The 15,072-nt window shown below is 64.3% G+C and carries 16 protein-coding genes; 4 read left to right on the forward strand and 12 right to left on the reverse strand.

Features of this window, described 5'->3' with window-relative positions; translation table 11 throughout:
- Positions 1 to 89: 89 nt before the first annotated feature.
- Positions 90 to 1,031, reverse strand: coding sequence for an alpha/beta hydrolase (locus Q2M23_RS06965; RefSeq protein WP_057020818.1), 942 nt, complete (start codon positions 1,029 to 1,031; stop codon positions 90 to 92).
- A 390-nt stretch (positions 1,032 to 1,421) separates the two neighbouring features.
- Entirely contained in the window at positions 1,422 to 2,345 is a 924-nt protein-coding gene (locus Q2M23_RS06970) for a division plane positioning ATPase MipZ (RefSeq protein ID WP_076834531.1), read from the reverse strand.
- 280 nt (positions 2,346 to 2,625) lie between these two features.
- Here Q2M23_RS06970 and panC point away from each other — a divergent pair, with 280 nt between their 5' ends.
- From panC to Q2M23_RS06985, 3 genes are all read left to right on the forward strand, one after another.
- Complete coding sequence (panC, locus tag Q2M23_RS06975) at positions 2,626 to 3,477, forward strand: pantoate--beta-alanine ligase (RefSeq protein ID WP_076834533.1); 852 nt, start codon at positions 2,626 to 2,628, stop codon at positions 3,475 to 3,477.
- A gap of 141 nt (positions 3,478 to 3,618) precedes the next feature.
- Positions 3,619 to 4,098 carry a hypothetical protein gene (locus tag Q2M23_RS06980; RefSeq protein ID WP_316395060.1) on the forward strand — a complete coding sequence of 160 codons (480 nt, stop codon included), beginning with the start codon at positions 3,619 to 3,621 and terminating at the stop codon, positions 4,096 to 4,098.
- Positions 4,088 to 4,342, forward strand: coding sequence for a hypothetical protein (locus Q2M23_RS06985; RefSeq protein WP_316395062.1), 255 nt, complete (start codon positions 4,088 to 4,090; stop codon positions 4,340 to 4,342). Before Q2M23_RS06980 ends, Q2M23_RS06985 begins: the two co-directional genes overlap by 11 nt.
- Before the next feature lie 43 nt (positions 4,343 to 4,385).
- On the opposite strand, the gene Q2M23_RS06990 is transcribed toward Q2M23_RS06985, so the two are convergent.
- From Q2M23_RS06990 to Q2M23_RS07010, 5 genes are all read right to left on the reverse strand, one after another.
- Entirely contained in the window at positions 4,386 to 4,826 is a 441-nt protein-coding gene (locus Q2M23_RS06990; RefSeq protein ID WP_028336418.1) for a DUF1489 family protein, read from the reverse strand.
- A 138-nt stretch (positions 4,827 to 4,964) separates the two neighbouring features.
- Complete coding sequence (locus tag Q2M23_RS06995; RefSeq protein ID WP_253608330.1) at positions 4,965 to 5,912, reverse strand: hypothetical protein; 948 nt, start codon at positions 5,910 to 5,912, stop codon at positions 4,965 to 4,967.
- A 153-nt stretch (positions 5,913 to 6,065) separates the two neighbouring features.
- A complete protein-coding gene (locus Q2M23_RS07000; protein ID WP_018272021.1) occupies positions 6,066 to 6,269 on the reverse strand; it encodes a hypothetical protein in 204 nt (67 codons plus the stop codon).
- Positions 6,270 to 6,487: 218 nt separating this feature from the next.
- Positions 6,488 to 6,856: a YidB family protein gene (locus Q2M23_RS07005; RefSeq protein ID WP_092078272.1), complete on the reverse strand. Its 369-nt coding sequence runs from the start codon at positions 6,854 to 6,856 to the stop codon at positions 6,488 to 6,490.
- A gap of 117 nt (positions 6,857 to 6,973) precedes the next feature.
- Complete coding sequence (locus Q2M23_RS07010) at positions 6,974 to 7,627, reverse strand: glutathione S-transferase family protein (RefSeq protein ID WP_076834539.1); 654 nt, start codon at positions 7,625 to 7,627, stop codon at positions 6,974 to 6,976.
- Between the two features lie 119 nt (positions 7,628 to 7,746).
- Here Q2M23_RS07010 and Q2M23_RS07015 point away from each other — a divergent pair, with 119 nt between their 5' ends.
- On the forward strand, positions 7,747 to 8,424 hold the full coding sequence (locus Q2M23_RS07015) for a DUF599 domain-containing protein (protein WP_028336422.1): 678 nt from the start codon (positions 7,747 to 7,749) through the stop codon (positions 8,422 to 8,424).
- A 193-nt stretch (positions 8,425 to 8,617) separates the two neighbouring features.
- Here Q2M23_RS07015 and Q2M23_RS07020 read toward each other — a convergent pair whose 3' ends face one another.
- From Q2M23_RS07020 to Q2M23_RS07040, 5 genes are all read right to left on the reverse strand, one after another.
- The gene (locus Q2M23_RS07020) at positions 8,618 to 9,526 is read right to left on the reverse strand and encodes a hypothetical protein (protein ID WP_316395066.1); all 909 of its coding nucleotides are present in this window, start codon (positions 9,524 to 9,526) and stop codon (positions 8,618 to 8,620) included.
- Positions 9,527 to 9,731: 205 nt separating this feature from the next.
- On the reverse strand, positions 9,732 to 10,517 hold the full coding sequence (locus Q2M23_RS07025; protein WP_316395068.1) for an aldo/keto reductase: 786 nt from the start codon (positions 10,515 to 10,517) through the stop codon (positions 9,732 to 9,734).
- Between the two features lie 72 nt (positions 10,518 to 10,589).
- Positions 10,590 to 11,921: a cytochrome-c peroxidase gene (locus Q2M23_RS07030; RefSeq protein ID WP_316395069.1), complete on the reverse strand. Its 1,332-nt coding sequence runs from the start codon at positions 11,919 to 11,921 to the stop codon at positions 10,590 to 10,592.
- 109 nt (positions 11,922 to 12,030) lie between these two features.
- Complete coding sequence (locus Q2M23_RS07035) at positions 12,031 to 13,677, reverse strand: phospholipase C (protein WP_256521415.1); 1,647 nt, start codon at positions 13,675 to 13,677, stop codon at positions 12,031 to 12,033.
- Positions 13,678 to 14,151: 474 nt separating this feature from the next.
- Positions 14,152 to 15,036 (reverse strand): alpha/beta fold hydrolase, encoded by an 885-nt coding sequence (locus tag Q2M23_RS07040; RefSeq protein ID WP_076834551.1) that lies wholly within the window; start codon positions 15,034 to 15,036, stop codon positions 14,152 to 14,154.
- Positions 15,037 to 15,072 lie beyond the last annotated feature (36 nt).

Consider the following 15,072-nt stretch of genomic DNA (forward strand, 5'->3'; position numbering starts at 1 on the left):
CAGCGCTTGCCTCGTACAGCAAACACTATGTGGGCCGCGGCAGTGGATTGGTCAACGTGAGAGGCCAGCCTGGACCGCGAGCCGCCCGGTCAATTCGTGACCGACGGATCCTTCTTCGTCTCGGTCTTGGTCAGCGAGAGCGACTTCTTGAGCTTATCGGTCAAGGTCTGAGGTTTCTCGACCGGCACGTAAAGCGAGACGGGACCGGGCTCCAGAATCTTCGGCGGCGCATTCCTGGTGTCGACCGGCGCGACAGCGCTGTCGGTATCGGCGAGGAATTTATCGAGCATGGCCTGGATCGAGTCCTTGGCCTTCTCGGGCCCGGTGTCACGCATGTCGTTGTGCTGGAAGTTGGTGTTCACCACGGTGATGCCGGCCTTCTCGCATTCGTCGGCATCGGGAACGACGCCCGGATCCGGCTTGAACTGCGAGTCATGCGAACGGAACGACAGGATCTTGAACTTGCCGTCGGTCATGAACGGCACGCGCAGATTGTCCAGCGTCACCACCTTCTTGATCTCGTCCGGATATTGCTTGGCGAAATACATCGCGATATCGCCGCCATTGGAATGGCCGACCATCGTCAGCTTGCTGTAGTCCGCGTTCGGCTTGCGCTTCTTCATCTCCTCGATCGCGAACTTGATGTTGGTGATGCCGCGCTGGTACTGCGGCAGGCGGCCGACATAGAGCTCACCGACCTTGGTCACCATCGGTCCGTCCGACGGCAGGTCGTTCTGAATGCTGATGGTCAGATAGCCGCGCGCCGCGAACACGTTCGCGAGGAAGGAATATTCGGTGAATTTGACGGTATTGCCATGATTGAGGATCGCAACCGGCAGCGTGATCATGCCAGCGTCGGCCTGCATCTCCTTGTCGAAGCGCACGGCAACGTCGACCGCGACCGGCCGCTCATCGCGCGTCGGGTCCTTGAACATGAGAGTTTCATGACGGATCGCCCACTTGCTCGCGGTAAAATAGGCCGCCGTGATCACCACGGAGAGAGAAAGCAGAACGAGAATTCCACGCTTCATGACGTCCTCGAGGTGCCCGCCTTTTTAGGGCTATTCTTGGCCGGAGACTCTTCGGCCTCCTTTTGAGAATATATGTCACAGCGCTGTGACAGGAAGTCTAAAAGTTGGGACTTCGCAGCACGTTCATTGTGCGGTGCACACAACCTTTGTGCATTCGCTTCTGGCGCCATGGTTCTGCGGCACGATAATACCTCAAGACCAACCGACGGGGAGCGGAAACGCGGCTGGCTTGGGAAAACCGGATCTGGCCAGCTTTGTTCCGGCATATTGGCGACGGAGTGGCCGAAAACCCCGCAAGACTACCGTTCTTCTGGACGGGCCAGGAAGTGACGATAGTCACTTCCTGGACGCCCGACGCCCTGGAACCTGCCAGAAGGAGTGCCCGGCGGTCTAGCCGCCGATGATGTCGTCGACTTCCAGCGGCTTGTCGACCTGGCTGAACCATTCGGCCCGGTTGGCGGCCCTGCGGCGGCCGCGCTCGTCGAGCGGCAGCTTGAGCTGGCGCAGCAGGCTCATTACCTCCTCGCGGGCGGTGACGTGACCGAGGCTCGGGCGGGTGCCGAGCGTCGCCTCGTCGATGTCGTCGAGCGCCGTCAGCCCGCGCGGGAAGAATTCGCGATAGACCACCCGCTCGGCAAAGCCGTCGACCGCACGGAACCCGAGCCGCAGCGAGAGCTGTTTCAAGCCGTCGGCCACCAGCTGCTTGTTGCGCGAGCCGAGCATCGAGAGCCGGTTGCGCACCACGATCCAGTCGGTCGAGGCGCCATCGAGCTGGCGGCGCTTGCGTCTGGTGTCGCGCACCATCTCCGCATAATGGCTCTCGCCGGTCACCGCATAGGTCGCGGGATCGACGGTGCCGAGCACGTCGAAATCGAGGAAGCTGTCGTTGATCGGGGTTACCAAAGTGTCGGCCATCGAATGCGCGAGCCGCATCAGGTAGCTGTCCGCGCCCGGGGTATCGATGACGATGAAATCACAGGCGCGTTCCACCGCGCTCACAGCGGCCATGAACTGCTGGAATTCCGCGTTCTCGTTCTCCTCGATCTGCATCGTCTCGCCGTACTTGATGCAGTGGTGTGCCGGGAGCTCGAGGTCGAGCCCGGTGCGTCGCGCCCAGGCCTGGCGATTGCTGATGTAGCGGGTGAAGCTCTGCTGGCGGCAGTCGAGATCGATGCTGGCGACGCGTTGCCCGGCCTTCAGCAGCGCGACGGCGATATGCAGGGCGGTGGTCGACTTTCCCGATCCACCCTTCTCGTTGCCCAGCACGATGACATGTGCGGAGCCGGATTGACCCTGACGAGCCTGCACCAACATGATTCAAATCCCCGCAATGATCTTCAAAGCGAGCGCCGCTGCGGTCAAGTGAAATGCATCGCTGCGACAGGAAATCGATTGCGGCGGTGCTGATGAATCGATCAAGCAAGACTGCTGCGTCGATCGGCGGCTTTGATCCGCGCACGTTCGAGATCGTGTAAGGCTTATCGGCCGGTTTGCCGATCGTGGTTCGGACTTGGTAAGCTGCGTGACCTGCCGAACGCCAACCCGCCCCGCCCAGATTCGTTCCCACCCGGATTGCCCCACGAGCCGAGACCAGATGCCGAGAAATCCCACCGTCGTCCGTACCGTCCCCGCCCTTCGTCGCGCCGTCGACACGCTGCGCGTCAAGAAGGCAACCGTCGCGCTGGTCCCAACCATGGGAGCGCTCCATGACGGCCATGTGTCGCTGGTGCGGCTCGCCAAGCGCCGCGCCAAGCGGGTCGTCGTCTCGATCTTCGTCAACCCGACCCAGTTCGCGCCGACCGAAGATTTCGGCTCCTATCCGCGCACCTGGAAAGCCGACGTCGCCAAGCTCGCCGCCGAGGGCGTCGACCTGATCTGGCATCCCGAGGTGAAGGCGATGTACCCGGACGGCTTCGCCACCAGGATCGTGCCGGAGGGGCCGGCCACCGCCGGGCTCGAGGATCGCTTCCGGCCGCATTTCTTCGGCGGCGTCGCCACCGTGGTCGGCAAGCTGTTCACCCAGGTCCGGCCCGACGTCGCGATCTTTGGCGAGAAGGACTTTCAGCAGCTCCGGGTCGTCACCCAGATGGCCGCGGACCTCGACCTCGGGGTCAAGGTGATCGGATCCAAAACGGTGCGCGAGCGCGACGGTCTCGCGATGTCGTCACGCAACGTCTACCTCTCGCCGGAGGAACGGCGCGCCGCCCCTGAGCTTCACCGGGTGATGAAGCAAACGGCCGGCCGCCTGCGCGCCGGCGAGGATACCGCGACCGCAATGGCTGACGGCGCCGCGGCGATCACCAGGGCCGGCTTCGTGCTCGATTATCTCGAAGTGCGCCACGCCGCCTCCCTGGCGCCGATCGGCTCGCCGAAGGACGGCCCGATGCGGATGCTGGTGGCGGCAAAGCTCGGCAGCACGCGCCTGATCGACAATATCGCGGTCTGAGACCGGACCGGAAAAGTGTGAAACGGTTCATGCGCAGAGAGGATGCGAGCCTGTAATGAGGGCTCGGCCTCATCTGTGCGGCCGGGTGCTTGCGCCACGCTCGCGACGCATGGATGATCGCGCCTTTCAAGGGCGATCGGAATGAACCATTACTTCAGGCAAGGCATTGTTCTTGGCATCGCGCTGCTGGCCGCGGCTGGGACGCAGGCACAGACCCGGCCGCCGGTCGGCGGCGTCAATTCGGCGCCCGGCGCCATGATCTTCTACGTCGCGCATGGTGCGCCTGATGCCTGCGGCCCCGGCTGCTCGAACTGGATCGCGGCCGAAGGCGCGGTGCAATGGGACACCTACAAGCGCCTGCTAGCGATCCTCGACCGGCAGAACGGACGCAAGCTGCCGGTGGTGATCAATGTCAAACCGGGCTCCGACCTCACCGTCGCTGCCAGCCTCGGTCGATGCGGCGGTGGCGGCAACCGAGGTCGAGGCATGCAACGGAAAACCCGAGGAGGAATGCTTTGCACTGAAGCGGCCTGGCGGCCCGCTGGATGCGAAGGAAAAGCTCTCCGGTGTGCCCTGCGAGCTTGCATGTGTATTGATGCTTGCGGGCGGCGTGCATCGTAACCTGCCGCCCGGCAACCGCGTCATCCTGACCGCAAGGATGCAGATCTACGACCGGCTCGCACCCAACGTCTCTGCCGAGCACCGCGAAAGCCTTACCACAATCTTCACCGATCAGTTCCGGAGATATCTCAGCGAGATGGGGATCGGCCATGAACTGTTCGACGTCACCGCCGACAGGGCGGGTGGCCGTTATGTCGAGGTCCCGGCCTCAGAATGGGCTCGGCTGCATCTCGTGACCCAGTGATCCCGGATCACTGCCGTTCGATTGCTCAGAGCAGCCCGATTGCTTACAGCAAGCCGAGGTCGCGCAACTCGCGGCGCATCGGCTCGGGCATCGATGCCACGCTGGCGGCGCTCGACTTGGTGAGATCGGCCGGCGCGGAGTCTGCGGTCAGGTAGCGCCAGCCCTGGAACGGCCGCATCGGCCGCGGCGAGACCGCGATCACCTTGGGCTGCATCACCAGCCGGCAGCGTCCGATGCCGTCCTTGTCGCGGAACGGCTCGATGGCGATGATCTTCTCGCGCGCGGCGATCTCGCCGCGGATCACCCAATAGAGCGAGCCGCCGGCAAGGATCTCCTCCTCGCGCTTCGGCGTCATCCGCGTGATGTGGACGTGACGGAGCGGCAGGCCCTTTTTCTTCGCGGTCGCCATCCGTTCGGCAACCCAGCCCTTGAGTTCCTTGACGGAGTCGCAACCGACGGCGAGCTTGATGAGATGAAGCGGCATGCGCCGGATGTAGCGGCCGGCGAGCGCTTTGAAAAGGGAGCGCTCTCCGCGGCGGTGGATATCGGGACTAGAGCGCCTTTCGAGCCAAACGAAGCCGGAACGGCGCAACGACGGCGGCTCAAGCCGCCGTCATCACGCTCATTGCTCGTTCGCAGCCGCCGGTGCGCTGGCGGCGGCAGGAGGCGACGCCGGCGCGGCCGGGGCCGGCGCGATCTGGACCGGGCGCTTCGCCGCCGGCGGACGCTTCGGGGCTGCGGCGGGCGGCGCGGCGGCGCGCGCGGCCGGCGCTGGTGCGGCGGCGGCCGGCTTTGCCGGCTCGGGCGTCATGATGCTGACCGGCGGCGTGTTCGCCGAACTCGGAAACTCCGCATTGGTCGGCTTGCCGGTGGGCAACGACTGCGGCAGCGCCGCGACCAAGCCGGAGGCAGCCGATGCCTGGGCGCCGGCCGGCGCGTTCCACGACCCTGCGTAGCGCGTGATCAGGTTCTCGTAGGTCCGCTCGTTCATGTTGGCGATGATCTGATGGTTGTCGCCGAGCGAGCGGAACGCGGGGCACGCGGTCGGCGTGCAGTGGTCGCGCGCCATCAGCGCATAGGCGACCAGGCCATAGCGGTCATGCTCGATGGCGCGGCGCAGCGCCTGCAACTCGGTGGTCGAATTGCGCTCGGCAGTCGCGAGGTCGCCGAGCGCAGTCAGGCGCGAGACCTGCGCCGCCGCGTAGCTGACCGCCGCTGCCGCCGTATCCGATGAACCGAACAGCACCTTCTCGCAGGCGTTGAGAACGGCGTCTCCGGCGAGGTCGTCGACGCAGGCCAGCGCCGGCACCGTCTGGCTGGCCAGTTGCGCCGTCCGTGTCTCGGCCGGCGCCGCCTGCCCGCCCGGGCCGAAGCCACGGATCGTCGCGGCGACCGCAACCGCGATCGACAGCAGCGTGATCACGGTCAGCGCGCCGTTGGCGACGGATTTTTCCGCACGCAGCAGCGTGACCAGAACGACGATCCCAAAGAACCCCGCGGCGGCCAGCGTCAGCCACATCGGGAAGGTCGGTGAGCGCCAGATCTGATCCAGCGAGGAAGCCCAGTTCATGCGCGATGTCCCTCAACGCAGCGTAAGCACAATCGGCGACGGCGAACGCCGCCACCCCGACGTCCAACCTTCAGCACAATGGGTCTGCGAACAGGGCCTTTTGACGGCGGCGGCGCGGAACCCGCTCCAGCCGCCGGCTTGCGCGCAACTCCTTCAGGACAGCGCGAGCTGACTCTCCTTGGCCACCCGTTCGAAGGCTTCGGTCGAGCTCTTGATGCGATATTGGCAATCGTCACCGTCGGTCGGCAGCAGACGGATCACTTGATAGGTGCCGCTCGCGGCGGGGCGCGCCACGTTGCTGGCCGTGAAATAGACGGTCTCGCCAATCGAGTACTTATGCTTCAACGCCCTCTCCATTTTCTTAGAGATTGCTGGCTGAGCTGACAGTCCCGATAGCTCAGGCCGGCATTTTGAGAACCCTGCGGCAAGCTAGCACATCGCACCTCCCCAAATCCAGCAAGATTGGGGCATAGCGAAGGTGCGATTTTTGCAGGTTTTTCAGGGCGATAGGCAGCAATTTGCGTGCCAGCCGGAAATTGCCCGCCGAGCCCGGTTGGAACCCTGATTCCACCGGCTCAAGCGGTCTGCGGCAGCTTGCCGCCCGGGCTCGCGCCGTCGACCGCAGCCGGAAGTTGCTGGGCGAGCACCTTGGACAGCTGGTCCACCGGAATGTTGAACCTGGCGGCGAGCTGCTTGACCGTGTCGCTGCCGAGCACCTGCTGGAGCTGCTCAGCGGTGATCGGCAGGTTCTGACCGGTACCGATCCAGGATTTGACCTGCTCGCCGAGCCCGGCCTGCTCGAGCTTGGCGACGATCGCGGACAAGCCGCCCTGCCCGCCATTGCCCAGGACCTCGCCGAGCACGACGGGGATCACCGCCGCGCCAAGCTGGCCAAGCATGCCTTTCAGCTCCGGCGAATTCTCCAGGGAATCGAGAATGCCCATGGTCTAAGTCCTTTCACGACTTGCAAAACCAGCCTTCCCGGATTCGACGCCTTCGGCCCCGCGGCGTCAAGCCGCGATCTTTGCGACCGCTGTCACAATTCGGAAGCGCAGCAACCGTCAGACATCCTCGAATCGGGCGATCCGCAGCGTCTCGGCAACGCCGTCGCGGGTCCATTCCTGGAATGCCGGAAGCTGCATCATGGCATCGACATAGTGCTGCGCCTCGGCCTTCACCGGGATCGCGTAGGTGCGGAAGCGATGCACCACGGGCGCGTACATCGCATCGGCGGCGGAGAATGCGCCGAACAGGAACGGACCCTGCTTGCCGTAGCGCGCATGGCACTCGGCCCAGATATCCTGGATCCGCGCCACGTTGGCGCGCGCATCATCCGACAGCGCGACGGCGCGGATCGGCCGGTGCAGGTTCATGCCGCATTCGTTGCGCAGCGGCATGAAGCCGGAATGCATCTCCGCTGAGATCGCGCGGGCATGCGCGCGCGCGGCACGATCCGCAGGCCAGAGCTTCGCCTCGGGAAATCTCTCGGCGAGATATTCGATGATCGCCAGCGAGTCCCACACCGTGACGTCGCCATCGATCAGCGTCGGCACCTTGCCGGCCTTGCTGAAAGAGAGGATGCGGTCCTTGTCGGCCTGGTCCGTGTAGAGCGGAATGAAGACCTCTTCGAACGGGATGTTGTTGGCGCGCAACGCCAGCCAGGGCCGCATCGACCATGACGAATAGTTCTTGTTGCCGATGACGAGCTTGAGCATGTCCGGGAATCCTGTTGCCTCGGTAGTTTGCCATAGTGCATTGCGCGCGTTCAACCTGTACATGACGCGGATGCGGCCCGGCGCGGACAGTCAGCCGCGCGCTCACGAAGGAAGGCAACATGACCGGCTATTGGACCGACATCCTGGCCGTCGGCTTCTTTGCGCTGGAATGGCTGGTCTATACCATCACGCTGGAGCACACCGCGTATGGGCGCGACAGCCTATCGGCGCGGATGCATGTCTATCGCGAGATCTGGGTGCGGAATCTGCTCAACCGCGACGCACGGATGGTCGACATGCAGATCATGGCCAGCTTGCAGAACGGCACCGCGTTCTTTGCCTCCACCAGTCTGATCGCGATCGGCGGCGGGCTGGCGCTGTTGCGCGCCACCAATGACGCGCTCGCCGTGCTCGGCGCGCTGCCAGTCAACCTCACGCCCTCGCCCGCTTTGTGGGAGGTCAAGTGCATCGGGCTGATCCTGATCTTCATCTACACCTTCTTCAAATTCGCCTGGGCCTATCGCCTGTTCAACTATGTGGCGATCCTGTTCGGCGCGATGCCGCCGGCCGACCAGCGCGACACGCCGGAGGCCGAGGCCCATGTGATCCGCACCACGCGGCTGTTCGAGACCGCAGGCCGGCACTTTAACCGCGGCCAGCGCGCGTTTTTCTTCGCGCTCGGCTATCTCGGCTGGTTCGTCAGCCCCTGGGTGCTGTTCGTCACGACAGCCGCGGTCGTGATCGTGATCTGGCGCCGGCAGTTCGCCTCGAATGCCTGGCAGGCGATGGGAAGCTGACGCGACGGTCGAGGCCGTGCTGCGCTCCCTCTCCCCGTTCTTACGGGGAGAGGGTTGGGGTGAGGGGCTGTTTCCGCATCGACGGAGAGAGACGCGTTCGCGGAGACTCCCCCTCACCCGGATTGCATCTGGCGATGCAATCCGGCCTCTCCCCGCACGCGGGGCGAGGCCGAGTGCGCCGCTCGTCCCTGGTCTACGACGCGAAATCGCGCGGGCTGAAATCGAGGTCGAGCACCTTCCATTCGCCATAGCGATCCCGCGGCAGCATCGCATAGGGCTGGCAGGCCTGCAGCGCATCGGTCGCGCTCTTCAGCAACAGCGGCCCCTTTTCCGAGGCGGTGGCTTCGATCAGCAAGGGTGACGCGGCGAGCTTGCCGTCAGGCTTCATGAACACCCTGAGCTTGATCTTCACGTCGTCGCCCGCACTCAGCGTCGGCGGGAGCTTCAGGCAGGTCTTCAGGTGACGGCGGAATTCGGCAACCACGCTCGAGCCGACATCGGCCTGCTCGGTGGCGGCCGCGTCGAAATTGTCCTTGCCGGGTCCGGGGCCGGACGGCGCGCTGGCTGGCGGTTTCACGGAGATATCGGGCGGCAGGCCGAGCATGACGTTGTATTTTACCGAAAGATCAGGCTCGGGCTGCGCATAGGCAGGCGGCGACGCTGCCGCCTGTTGCTGCGCCGCTGGCTGGGGCATCGGTGGCGTTTGCTGTGCCGGCGTGGGCGGCGGCTCGGCCGCGGCACGTTGCGGTGCCGGGCTGGGCTTGGGCGCCGGCGGCGTCGCCTGCTTCTCCGGCGGCTGCGGCGCGGCCTGCTGCTTCTGCGGCGCGGGCGCCTGCGCCGATGGTTCGGGCTTGGCCGAATCCACCGTCTTGTCGAGCGACGGCAACCGCAACTCGGGCGTCGGCGAAGGGCTCGGTGCCGGCTCGGGCTTGGTCTCGACCTCGGACTTGGCGACCTCCTGCGGCGTCACGATCTCGACCGGCACCGTGTCAGCGGCGACGGGATCGAATTGATGGACCTCCGAATAAAGGAAAATCAGCGCGAGCAGCATCAGGTGCACGAACACCGACGCCATCAGATCCGCGTTTGGCCGAAACTTCATCCCACTCGATCACATCAGTGACGTCTCTCCCCGCCGGGCTACAATACCGGCCGGAACCCGCCTGCCTCAATCCCCATTCGGTCCAAAGCCGCAATCGGCCAGCGGGGCATTAGCATGATCCGGATCAGGACCCAGCCATTTTTCCAAAACTTGATGCTTTCCAAGACTTGATGCTCAGGCAAAGACCCCATGCGTCGCGGGCCCATCATCGCGCGTCAGCGCTCCCGATCGCCGAGATCTCGCGCATGTCGTCAACCGACAGCTCGAAATCGAAGATGTCGATGTTCTCCTGAAGGCGCTCGAGCTTCGAGGTGCGCGGGATCGCGGAGACATTCTGCTGCACCAGCCAGCGCAGGCTGACCTGGGCCGCGGTCTTGCGATAGCGGTCGCCGATCCGCGCGAGCGCGCGGTCGCCCTTGACCCGTCCCTTCGCGATCGGGCTGTAGGCAACGAACGCCATGCCGTGGCGTCGACAGGCCTCGATCACATCGGCCTGGTCGAGATAAGGATGGTACTCGACCTGGTCGCAGGCGAGCGGTTCGGGACATGCCGCCACCGCCTCCTTGATCAGCGCCACTTTGAAGTTGGAGACGCCGATATGCCGCGCCAGGCCCGCCTGCCTGACCCGCGCCAGCGCGCCGAGCGTCTCGGCAAGCGGCACCTGTGCATTGGGCCAGTGCAGCAGCAACAGATCGACCTCGGTCAGGCGCAGCCGCGCCAGGCTCTCCTTCGCCGACCGCTCGAGATCCTTGGCCATGAAATGCGTGGTCCAGACCTTGGTGGTGACGAACACGTCGTCGCGCTTGATGCCGGAGGCACGCAGCCCCTCGCCGACTTCGCGCTCATTGTCATAGATCTGGGCGGTGTCGATGTGGCGATAGCCGAGCCGCAACGCCTGCTCGACGATGCGTGCGCAGGTCCGCCCGCGCAGCTCCCATGTGCCGAGCCCGATTGCCGGGATTCTGGCACCGTTGCCTTCGACGACATTCATGCGCCCATTATGCGCGCATGACGAAGCCCTGCCAACTCGCGGTTCGGTTCCGCGATGGAACGTCGCGACGTCTCACCGCTCCGGCTGGTAGCCGTCGGTTAGCGTCTTCAGGAAGGCGATAATGTCGGCCTCGTCCTGCGCCGTCATCGCCGGCGTGTCGCCGAGATGGCGCTCGAACGGCGGATCGCTGACGTCGACATTGCCGTGATATTTTTCCGGCAGGTCATCGTACTTGCGCACCGTGCCGTCGGCGCCGCGCGGAAAGACCTTCTCCGGATTGGTATCGCGGAAGTTATAGAAGTCGAGCACCTGCTCGAGGCTGATGAAGACGCCGTTGTGAAAGAACACGCGACGCGTTGCCGCGTTGCGCAAGGTCGGCGTCAGAAACATCCCGCAATATTGCGTCTGCTCGGCAATGTCGGTGCGGTAGGGACCGCAGACCCCGAGATCGAAATGGTCGGGATCGCGGTTGCCGGCGAGCGCGGCGTTGCGCGGCGCACCGAGCGCCTCATATTGGTGATCGGTGAACAGCGGCGGCAGACCGTCCCGGGTGGGCTGCGACGTATGGCAGCCGCCGCAATTGGCCTTGTCCGGATCGTTGAACAATTGCAGGCCGCGCAATTCGCTCTCGTTCAATCGCGCCCTGCCCTCCAGCCAGTAGTCGAACTTGCTGGTGTAGGGATGGAAGCTCGGCTCCTCAACCTGATAGCGCGCGACGGCAAACATCGCCTCCGCGACCAGCAGCCGCGAATTGTCGAAGACACCGGCGCCGAACAGCTCGGCGAAGCGCGGCGCGTAGCTCGCCTGGCGCAGCTTCTGCGCCACGATTTCGGTGCTGCCGCCGTCCATCTCGTTGGGATCAAGCAGCGGGAAGATCGCCTGGTCCTGCAGCGTATCGGCGCGGCCGTCCCAGAACAGTCCGCCCTGCGGCACGATGTTGACCGCCGACGCGGCAGTCCCGGTCGCGACCTTCTTGGCGCGCGGAGCCTGCTGGCCGAGCGCGGCCAGTTGCGCGAAGTCGACGACATTGTCGTCTTCGTCCTTTTCCGGCCCGATGCTGAAATTCGGCTGCCGCTCGAGATAGGTCAGGCCCGGCACGGCGCGTGTCCCTTGCCGGGATTGCGCGGGCCCGCCGAGCATCACCGGCCCATCATTGGGTGGCCCGTAAGCGTGGTCCGGACTGTGACAGGACGCGCATGACAATGCGCCCGACGAGGACAGCGACGCGTCGAAAAAAATCTTCTGGCCGAGCTGCGCCATGGCGGACAGCGGAGCAACAGGCGGACGCCTGAGCTGCACCGGGTTCGGATTGGTCCCCGGAAGTCCCTGCGTCTCGACGGCCGCAACGGCGCCGGCCATGCACAGCAGGCAGGCGCCGAGAAGCCACAAGGTGCGGCCATTCATATCAGATCCAGTGTCGTTAAGCGTTTTCGCGCGAACTGTAGACCAGTTCGCGCGAGCAGAACGCGTCAGGGCAGAGCTTCGGTTCTGATTGGATCAGAACCGAAGGGCGTTAGTGGTGATGGTGATCGTCCGGCGCGCTGACGATGACGGTGCCGGCGGTCGGATCGAGAAACAGCGTGTCCTGCCGGTACTCGTGGTCCTGGCCGTGGCCGCGCTCGAAGTCGAACATGTCGGCGATCGATTCGACGTTGTCGTCGAACGAGCCGCCGCCGAGACGCTGGCCGTGCAGCCAGTTGTCCTCGATGAAGCGAACGACGGAGGCCTGCGAGATGCGGGTGTGGCTGACGTAATTCCGCTTGGCGAAGGGCGAGATCACCAGGAACGGGACACGCGTACCGGGACCGCAGCGGCCGTTTACCGGCTGGCCGTTGAGGCCGTTCGGCGGCGTCTGCCTGCCGATACCGCGACCGCACTGGCCGGGACCGTTGACCTGGTCGGCGGTGGGATCATACGAGGCGCTGATCGGTGCAAGGTACTGGTGGTCGTACCAGCCGTCGGAGTCGTCATAGGTGATGATGACGGCGGTCTCGCCCCACTCCTTCTGCTTCTGCAGGAAGTTGATCAGCTCGACATTGCCGGCCTGCTCATCGAGCGGATCGGAGTTGCCGGGATGACCGTCCTGATAGGCCGGCATCTTGATGTAGGAGACGGCCGGGAAGTTGCCGGCCTTCACCGAAGCATAGAAGTCCTCGAGATCGTAGGCGTGATTGGCCGGATCGAGCGTCTTGCTGCCGGGCACATAGGTGTGTCCGACCGCATTCACCGAGCTCGGCCGCGCATGGCTCGGGTTGGCGGTCGACTTGTAATACTGGAACCAGGCGTGGTGCGGGATGTAGTCCACGACGGTGCCGTTGACGTTGCTCGAGAACGTGCTGCGGCCGCAGTTGGTGGTGCCGTTGCTGTTCTTGAGCGTCAGGTCGAAGCCGCCCATGAAGCTGCCCCAGCTAATCTGCTCGGCATTGAGCAGGTCGCCGATGTTCTTGCTGGTCATCAGGACCTGGCTGGTCGTGCTAGAGCAGGCATCGTAGGCAGGGTCGGTATCACCGATCAGCGTCAGGCCGCCCTGGCCGTCGGCGATCGAAGATGACGAGCCGACGATGTTCTGCGCGCCGTTGGTCTGGCCGGAGATCACCTCGAGCGCGCCGGGCGTCGACGGACCAAAGGTGTCGGTCCAGCTGTTGTCGCTCATCGCGAAGTTCTGGGCATAATTCCAGAACGCGGTGACGGTGTTGCCGTCGAAATAGCCCATCACCTGCCCGTTGGTGCCGAACGCGCCGACGCCGCCGGCGGTGCCGCGACCGGTGAATTTCGGAAACAGGTCTTCCTTGCCGTTGTCGACTGCCTGCTGCTCGGGCGTGTAGGCGTGGTTCTGCGACTTGGTGTTGGCCTGGGTGCGGTCGAGGCGGAACGGATTGGTTGCGCCGGTGCCGTTGGCCGGATTGGTGTTCGGGTTATTGGTCAACAGATTGGCGCTGGCGAGATTGTTGACCTTCGGCGTATGCGGCTTCGCCGTGAACGGAATCGAGCCGGTCGGGTTGGTCGCAACCGGGTAGGTTGCGAAGTAGTGATCGAACGAGCGGTTCTCGTTGAAGATGACGACGAGATGCTTGATCGGCGTTTGGGTGTGGATGTCGTGCGGATGATGATCGTGGCCGTTATTGCCCTTGTTGTCGTCCTGAGCGGCGGCGCTGCACATCACCGCAGCGGCAGCAACCAGACAGACTCCGACCGTCGAAAGAAATTTGGCTTTCACCGTAGTGCCCCTTTTTATTTTTAAGGATTTATGACGTCGACCTGCGACAAGTTATCCACCACCGATGACAGCGCTGTGTCGGTCGAATGAATGCGACGAACGATGATGCGCGCTCATGTCCGCATCGGTTGCAGATATCGGGGGACCAATCTTTGCGCGCATGACAGACGCCCTCCTCTTCCGTCTCACGCGATCGGCTATCTGTGGACGCGGTTTCGGTCACAAGACATGGAATTGAACGGATCGCGTTGGAGATGACTGCAGCAGCCAGCAATCATGCGAACAGGTTGTGCACCGCCGGCTGTCGCGGCTTGCTCACGCCCGAAAAAAATCCGCGCCTTCCGGGGATGTGTCCCGAAAAGCGCGGATGCTTGGTCTGGTGGCGGATGAAGGCCGCGATTCAACTCGGCGTGAAGCCTACCCCTTCATTCCCGTGATCGAAGCACTGACCGCGCGCGGATCGCGCTGCGGCCAGCGGCCGCTCTCGACCTGCGCCAGGAATTCGCCGACGATCCGGTTGTATTCGTCGGGCTCCTCGATGTTGATGGCGTGGCCGCAGTTCGGCATCACCGCGAGCGCGGCAGACGGGATGCTCTGCTTCATCAGGATGCCCGGCAGCAGGCAAGGCCAATCCTCGTCGCCGGTGATGATCAGCGTCGGCACCTTGATCCGCTTCATCTCGTCGACCAGCGTGTAGAGCGAAGGGCGCTCCTTCTGTATGCCCTGCTGGGTGTTGGCCGATCCCACCGCCGAATGCTCGGCCAGCATGGCCTTGAACTCGGCATGGCCGCGCGGGTCCTTGTTCTCGTACTGCACGCGGGTCGGCCCGTAGGCGTAGCGCTCGGCGAAGGTCGGCATGCCCTCCTTGCGGATCATGCCCGCGATCACGTCGGCCTCGGCGCGAAACGTCTCGCGCTTATCGAGCTCGGCGCCGTAGCCGCAGCCACCGATGCATAGCGACAGCGCCCGATCAGGGTGACGTAATCCGAAATGCAGCGTCGCAAAGCCGCCCATCGACAGACCGACGATATGCGCCTTCGGCGCGCCGATATGATCGAGCACCGCCAGGATATCGTCGGCGGCGCGCGCCTGCGAATAGGACGAGACCTGCTCCGGCACATCCGACGGCGGAAAGCCGCGCGCATTGTAGGCGATGGTCCGGAAGCGCTTGCCGAAGTGCCGCATCTGCGGCTCGTAGCTGCGCAAGTCGCCGGCGAACTCGTGAACCAGGATCACCGGATGCCCCGATCCGGTCTCCTCGAAATAGAGCCGCACTCCGTCGTCTGTCACAGCATAGGGCATGTTGATCTCCTGCCTTCTCTCTTTGCTTGTTACGGA

The sequence above is a fragment of the Bradyrhizobium sp. 33ap4 genome, from assembly GCF_032654765.1.
GTDB classification, from domain to species: domain Bacteria; phylum Pseudomonadota; class Alphaproteobacteria; order Rhizobiales; family Xanthobacteraceae; genus Bradyrhizobium; species Bradyrhizobium australafricanum.

What these genes read in the sequence shown, in the direction of transcription:
- Q2M23_RS06965 (WP_057020818.1), bottom strand. Translation starts at nt 1,031, where the DNA reads ATGAAGCGTGGAATTCTCGTTCTGCTTTCTCTCTCCGTGGTGATCACG.
- Q2M23_RS06970 (WP_076834531.1), bottom strand. Translation starts at nt 2,345, where the DNA reads ATGTTGGTGCAGGCTCGTCAGGGTCAATCCGGCTCCGCACATGTCATC.
- panC (WP_076834533.1), top strand. Translation starts at nt 2,626, where the DNA reads ATGCCGAGAAATCCCACCGTCGTCCGTACCGTCCCCGCCCTTCGTCGC.
- Q2M23_RS06980 (WP_316395060.1), top strand. Translation starts at nt 3,619, where the DNA reads ATGAACCATTACTTCAGGCAAGGCATTGTTCTTGGCATCGCGCTGCTG.
- Q2M23_RS06990 (WP_028336418.1), bottom strand. Translation starts at nt 4,826, where the DNA reads ATGCCGCTTCATCTCATCAAGCTCGCCGTCGGTTGCGACTCCGTCAAG.
- Q2M23_RS06995 (WP_253608330.1), bottom strand. Translation starts at nt 5,912, where the DNA reads ATGAACTGGGCTTCCTCGCTGGATCAGATCTGGCGCTCACCGACCTTC.
- Q2M23_RS07000 (WP_018272021.1), bottom strand. Translation starts at nt 6,269, where the DNA reads ATGGAGAGGGCGTTGAAGCATAAGTACTCGATTGGCGAGACCGTCTAT.
- Q2M23_RS07005 (WP_092078272.1), bottom strand. Translation starts at nt 6,856, where the DNA reads ATGGGCATTCTCGATTCCCTGGAGAATTCGCCGGAGCTGAAAGGCATG.
- Q2M23_RS07010 (WP_076834539.1), bottom strand. Translation starts at nt 7,627, where the DNA reads ATGCTCAAGCTCGTCATCGGCAACAAGAACTATTCGTCATGGTCGATG.
- Q2M23_RS07015 (WP_028336422.1), top strand. Translation starts at nt 7,747, where the DNA reads ATGACCGGCTATTGGACCGACATCCTGGCCGTCGGCTTCTTTGCGCTG.
- Q2M23_RS07020 (WP_316395066.1), bottom strand. Translation starts at nt 9,526, where the DNA reads ATGAAGTTTCGGCCAAACGCGGATCTGATGGCGTCGGTGTTCGTGCAC.
- Q2M23_RS07025 (WP_316395068.1), bottom strand. Translation starts at nt 10,517, where the DNA reads ATGAATGTCGTCGAAGGCAACGGTGCCAGAATCCCGGCAATCGGGCTC.
- Q2M23_RS07030 (WP_316395069.1), bottom strand. Translation starts at nt 11,921, where the DNA reads ATGAATGGCCGCACCTTGTGGCTTCTCGGCGCCTGCCTGCTGTGCATG.
- Q2M23_RS07035 (WP_256521415.1), bottom strand. Translation starts at nt 13,677, where the DNA reads ATGTGCAGCGCCGCCGCTCAGGACGACAACAAGGGCAATAACGGCCAC.
- Q2M23_RS07040 (WP_076834551.1), bottom strand. Translation starts at nt 15,036, where the DNA reads ATGCCCTATGCTGTGACAGACGACGGAGTGCGGCTCTATTTCGAGGAG.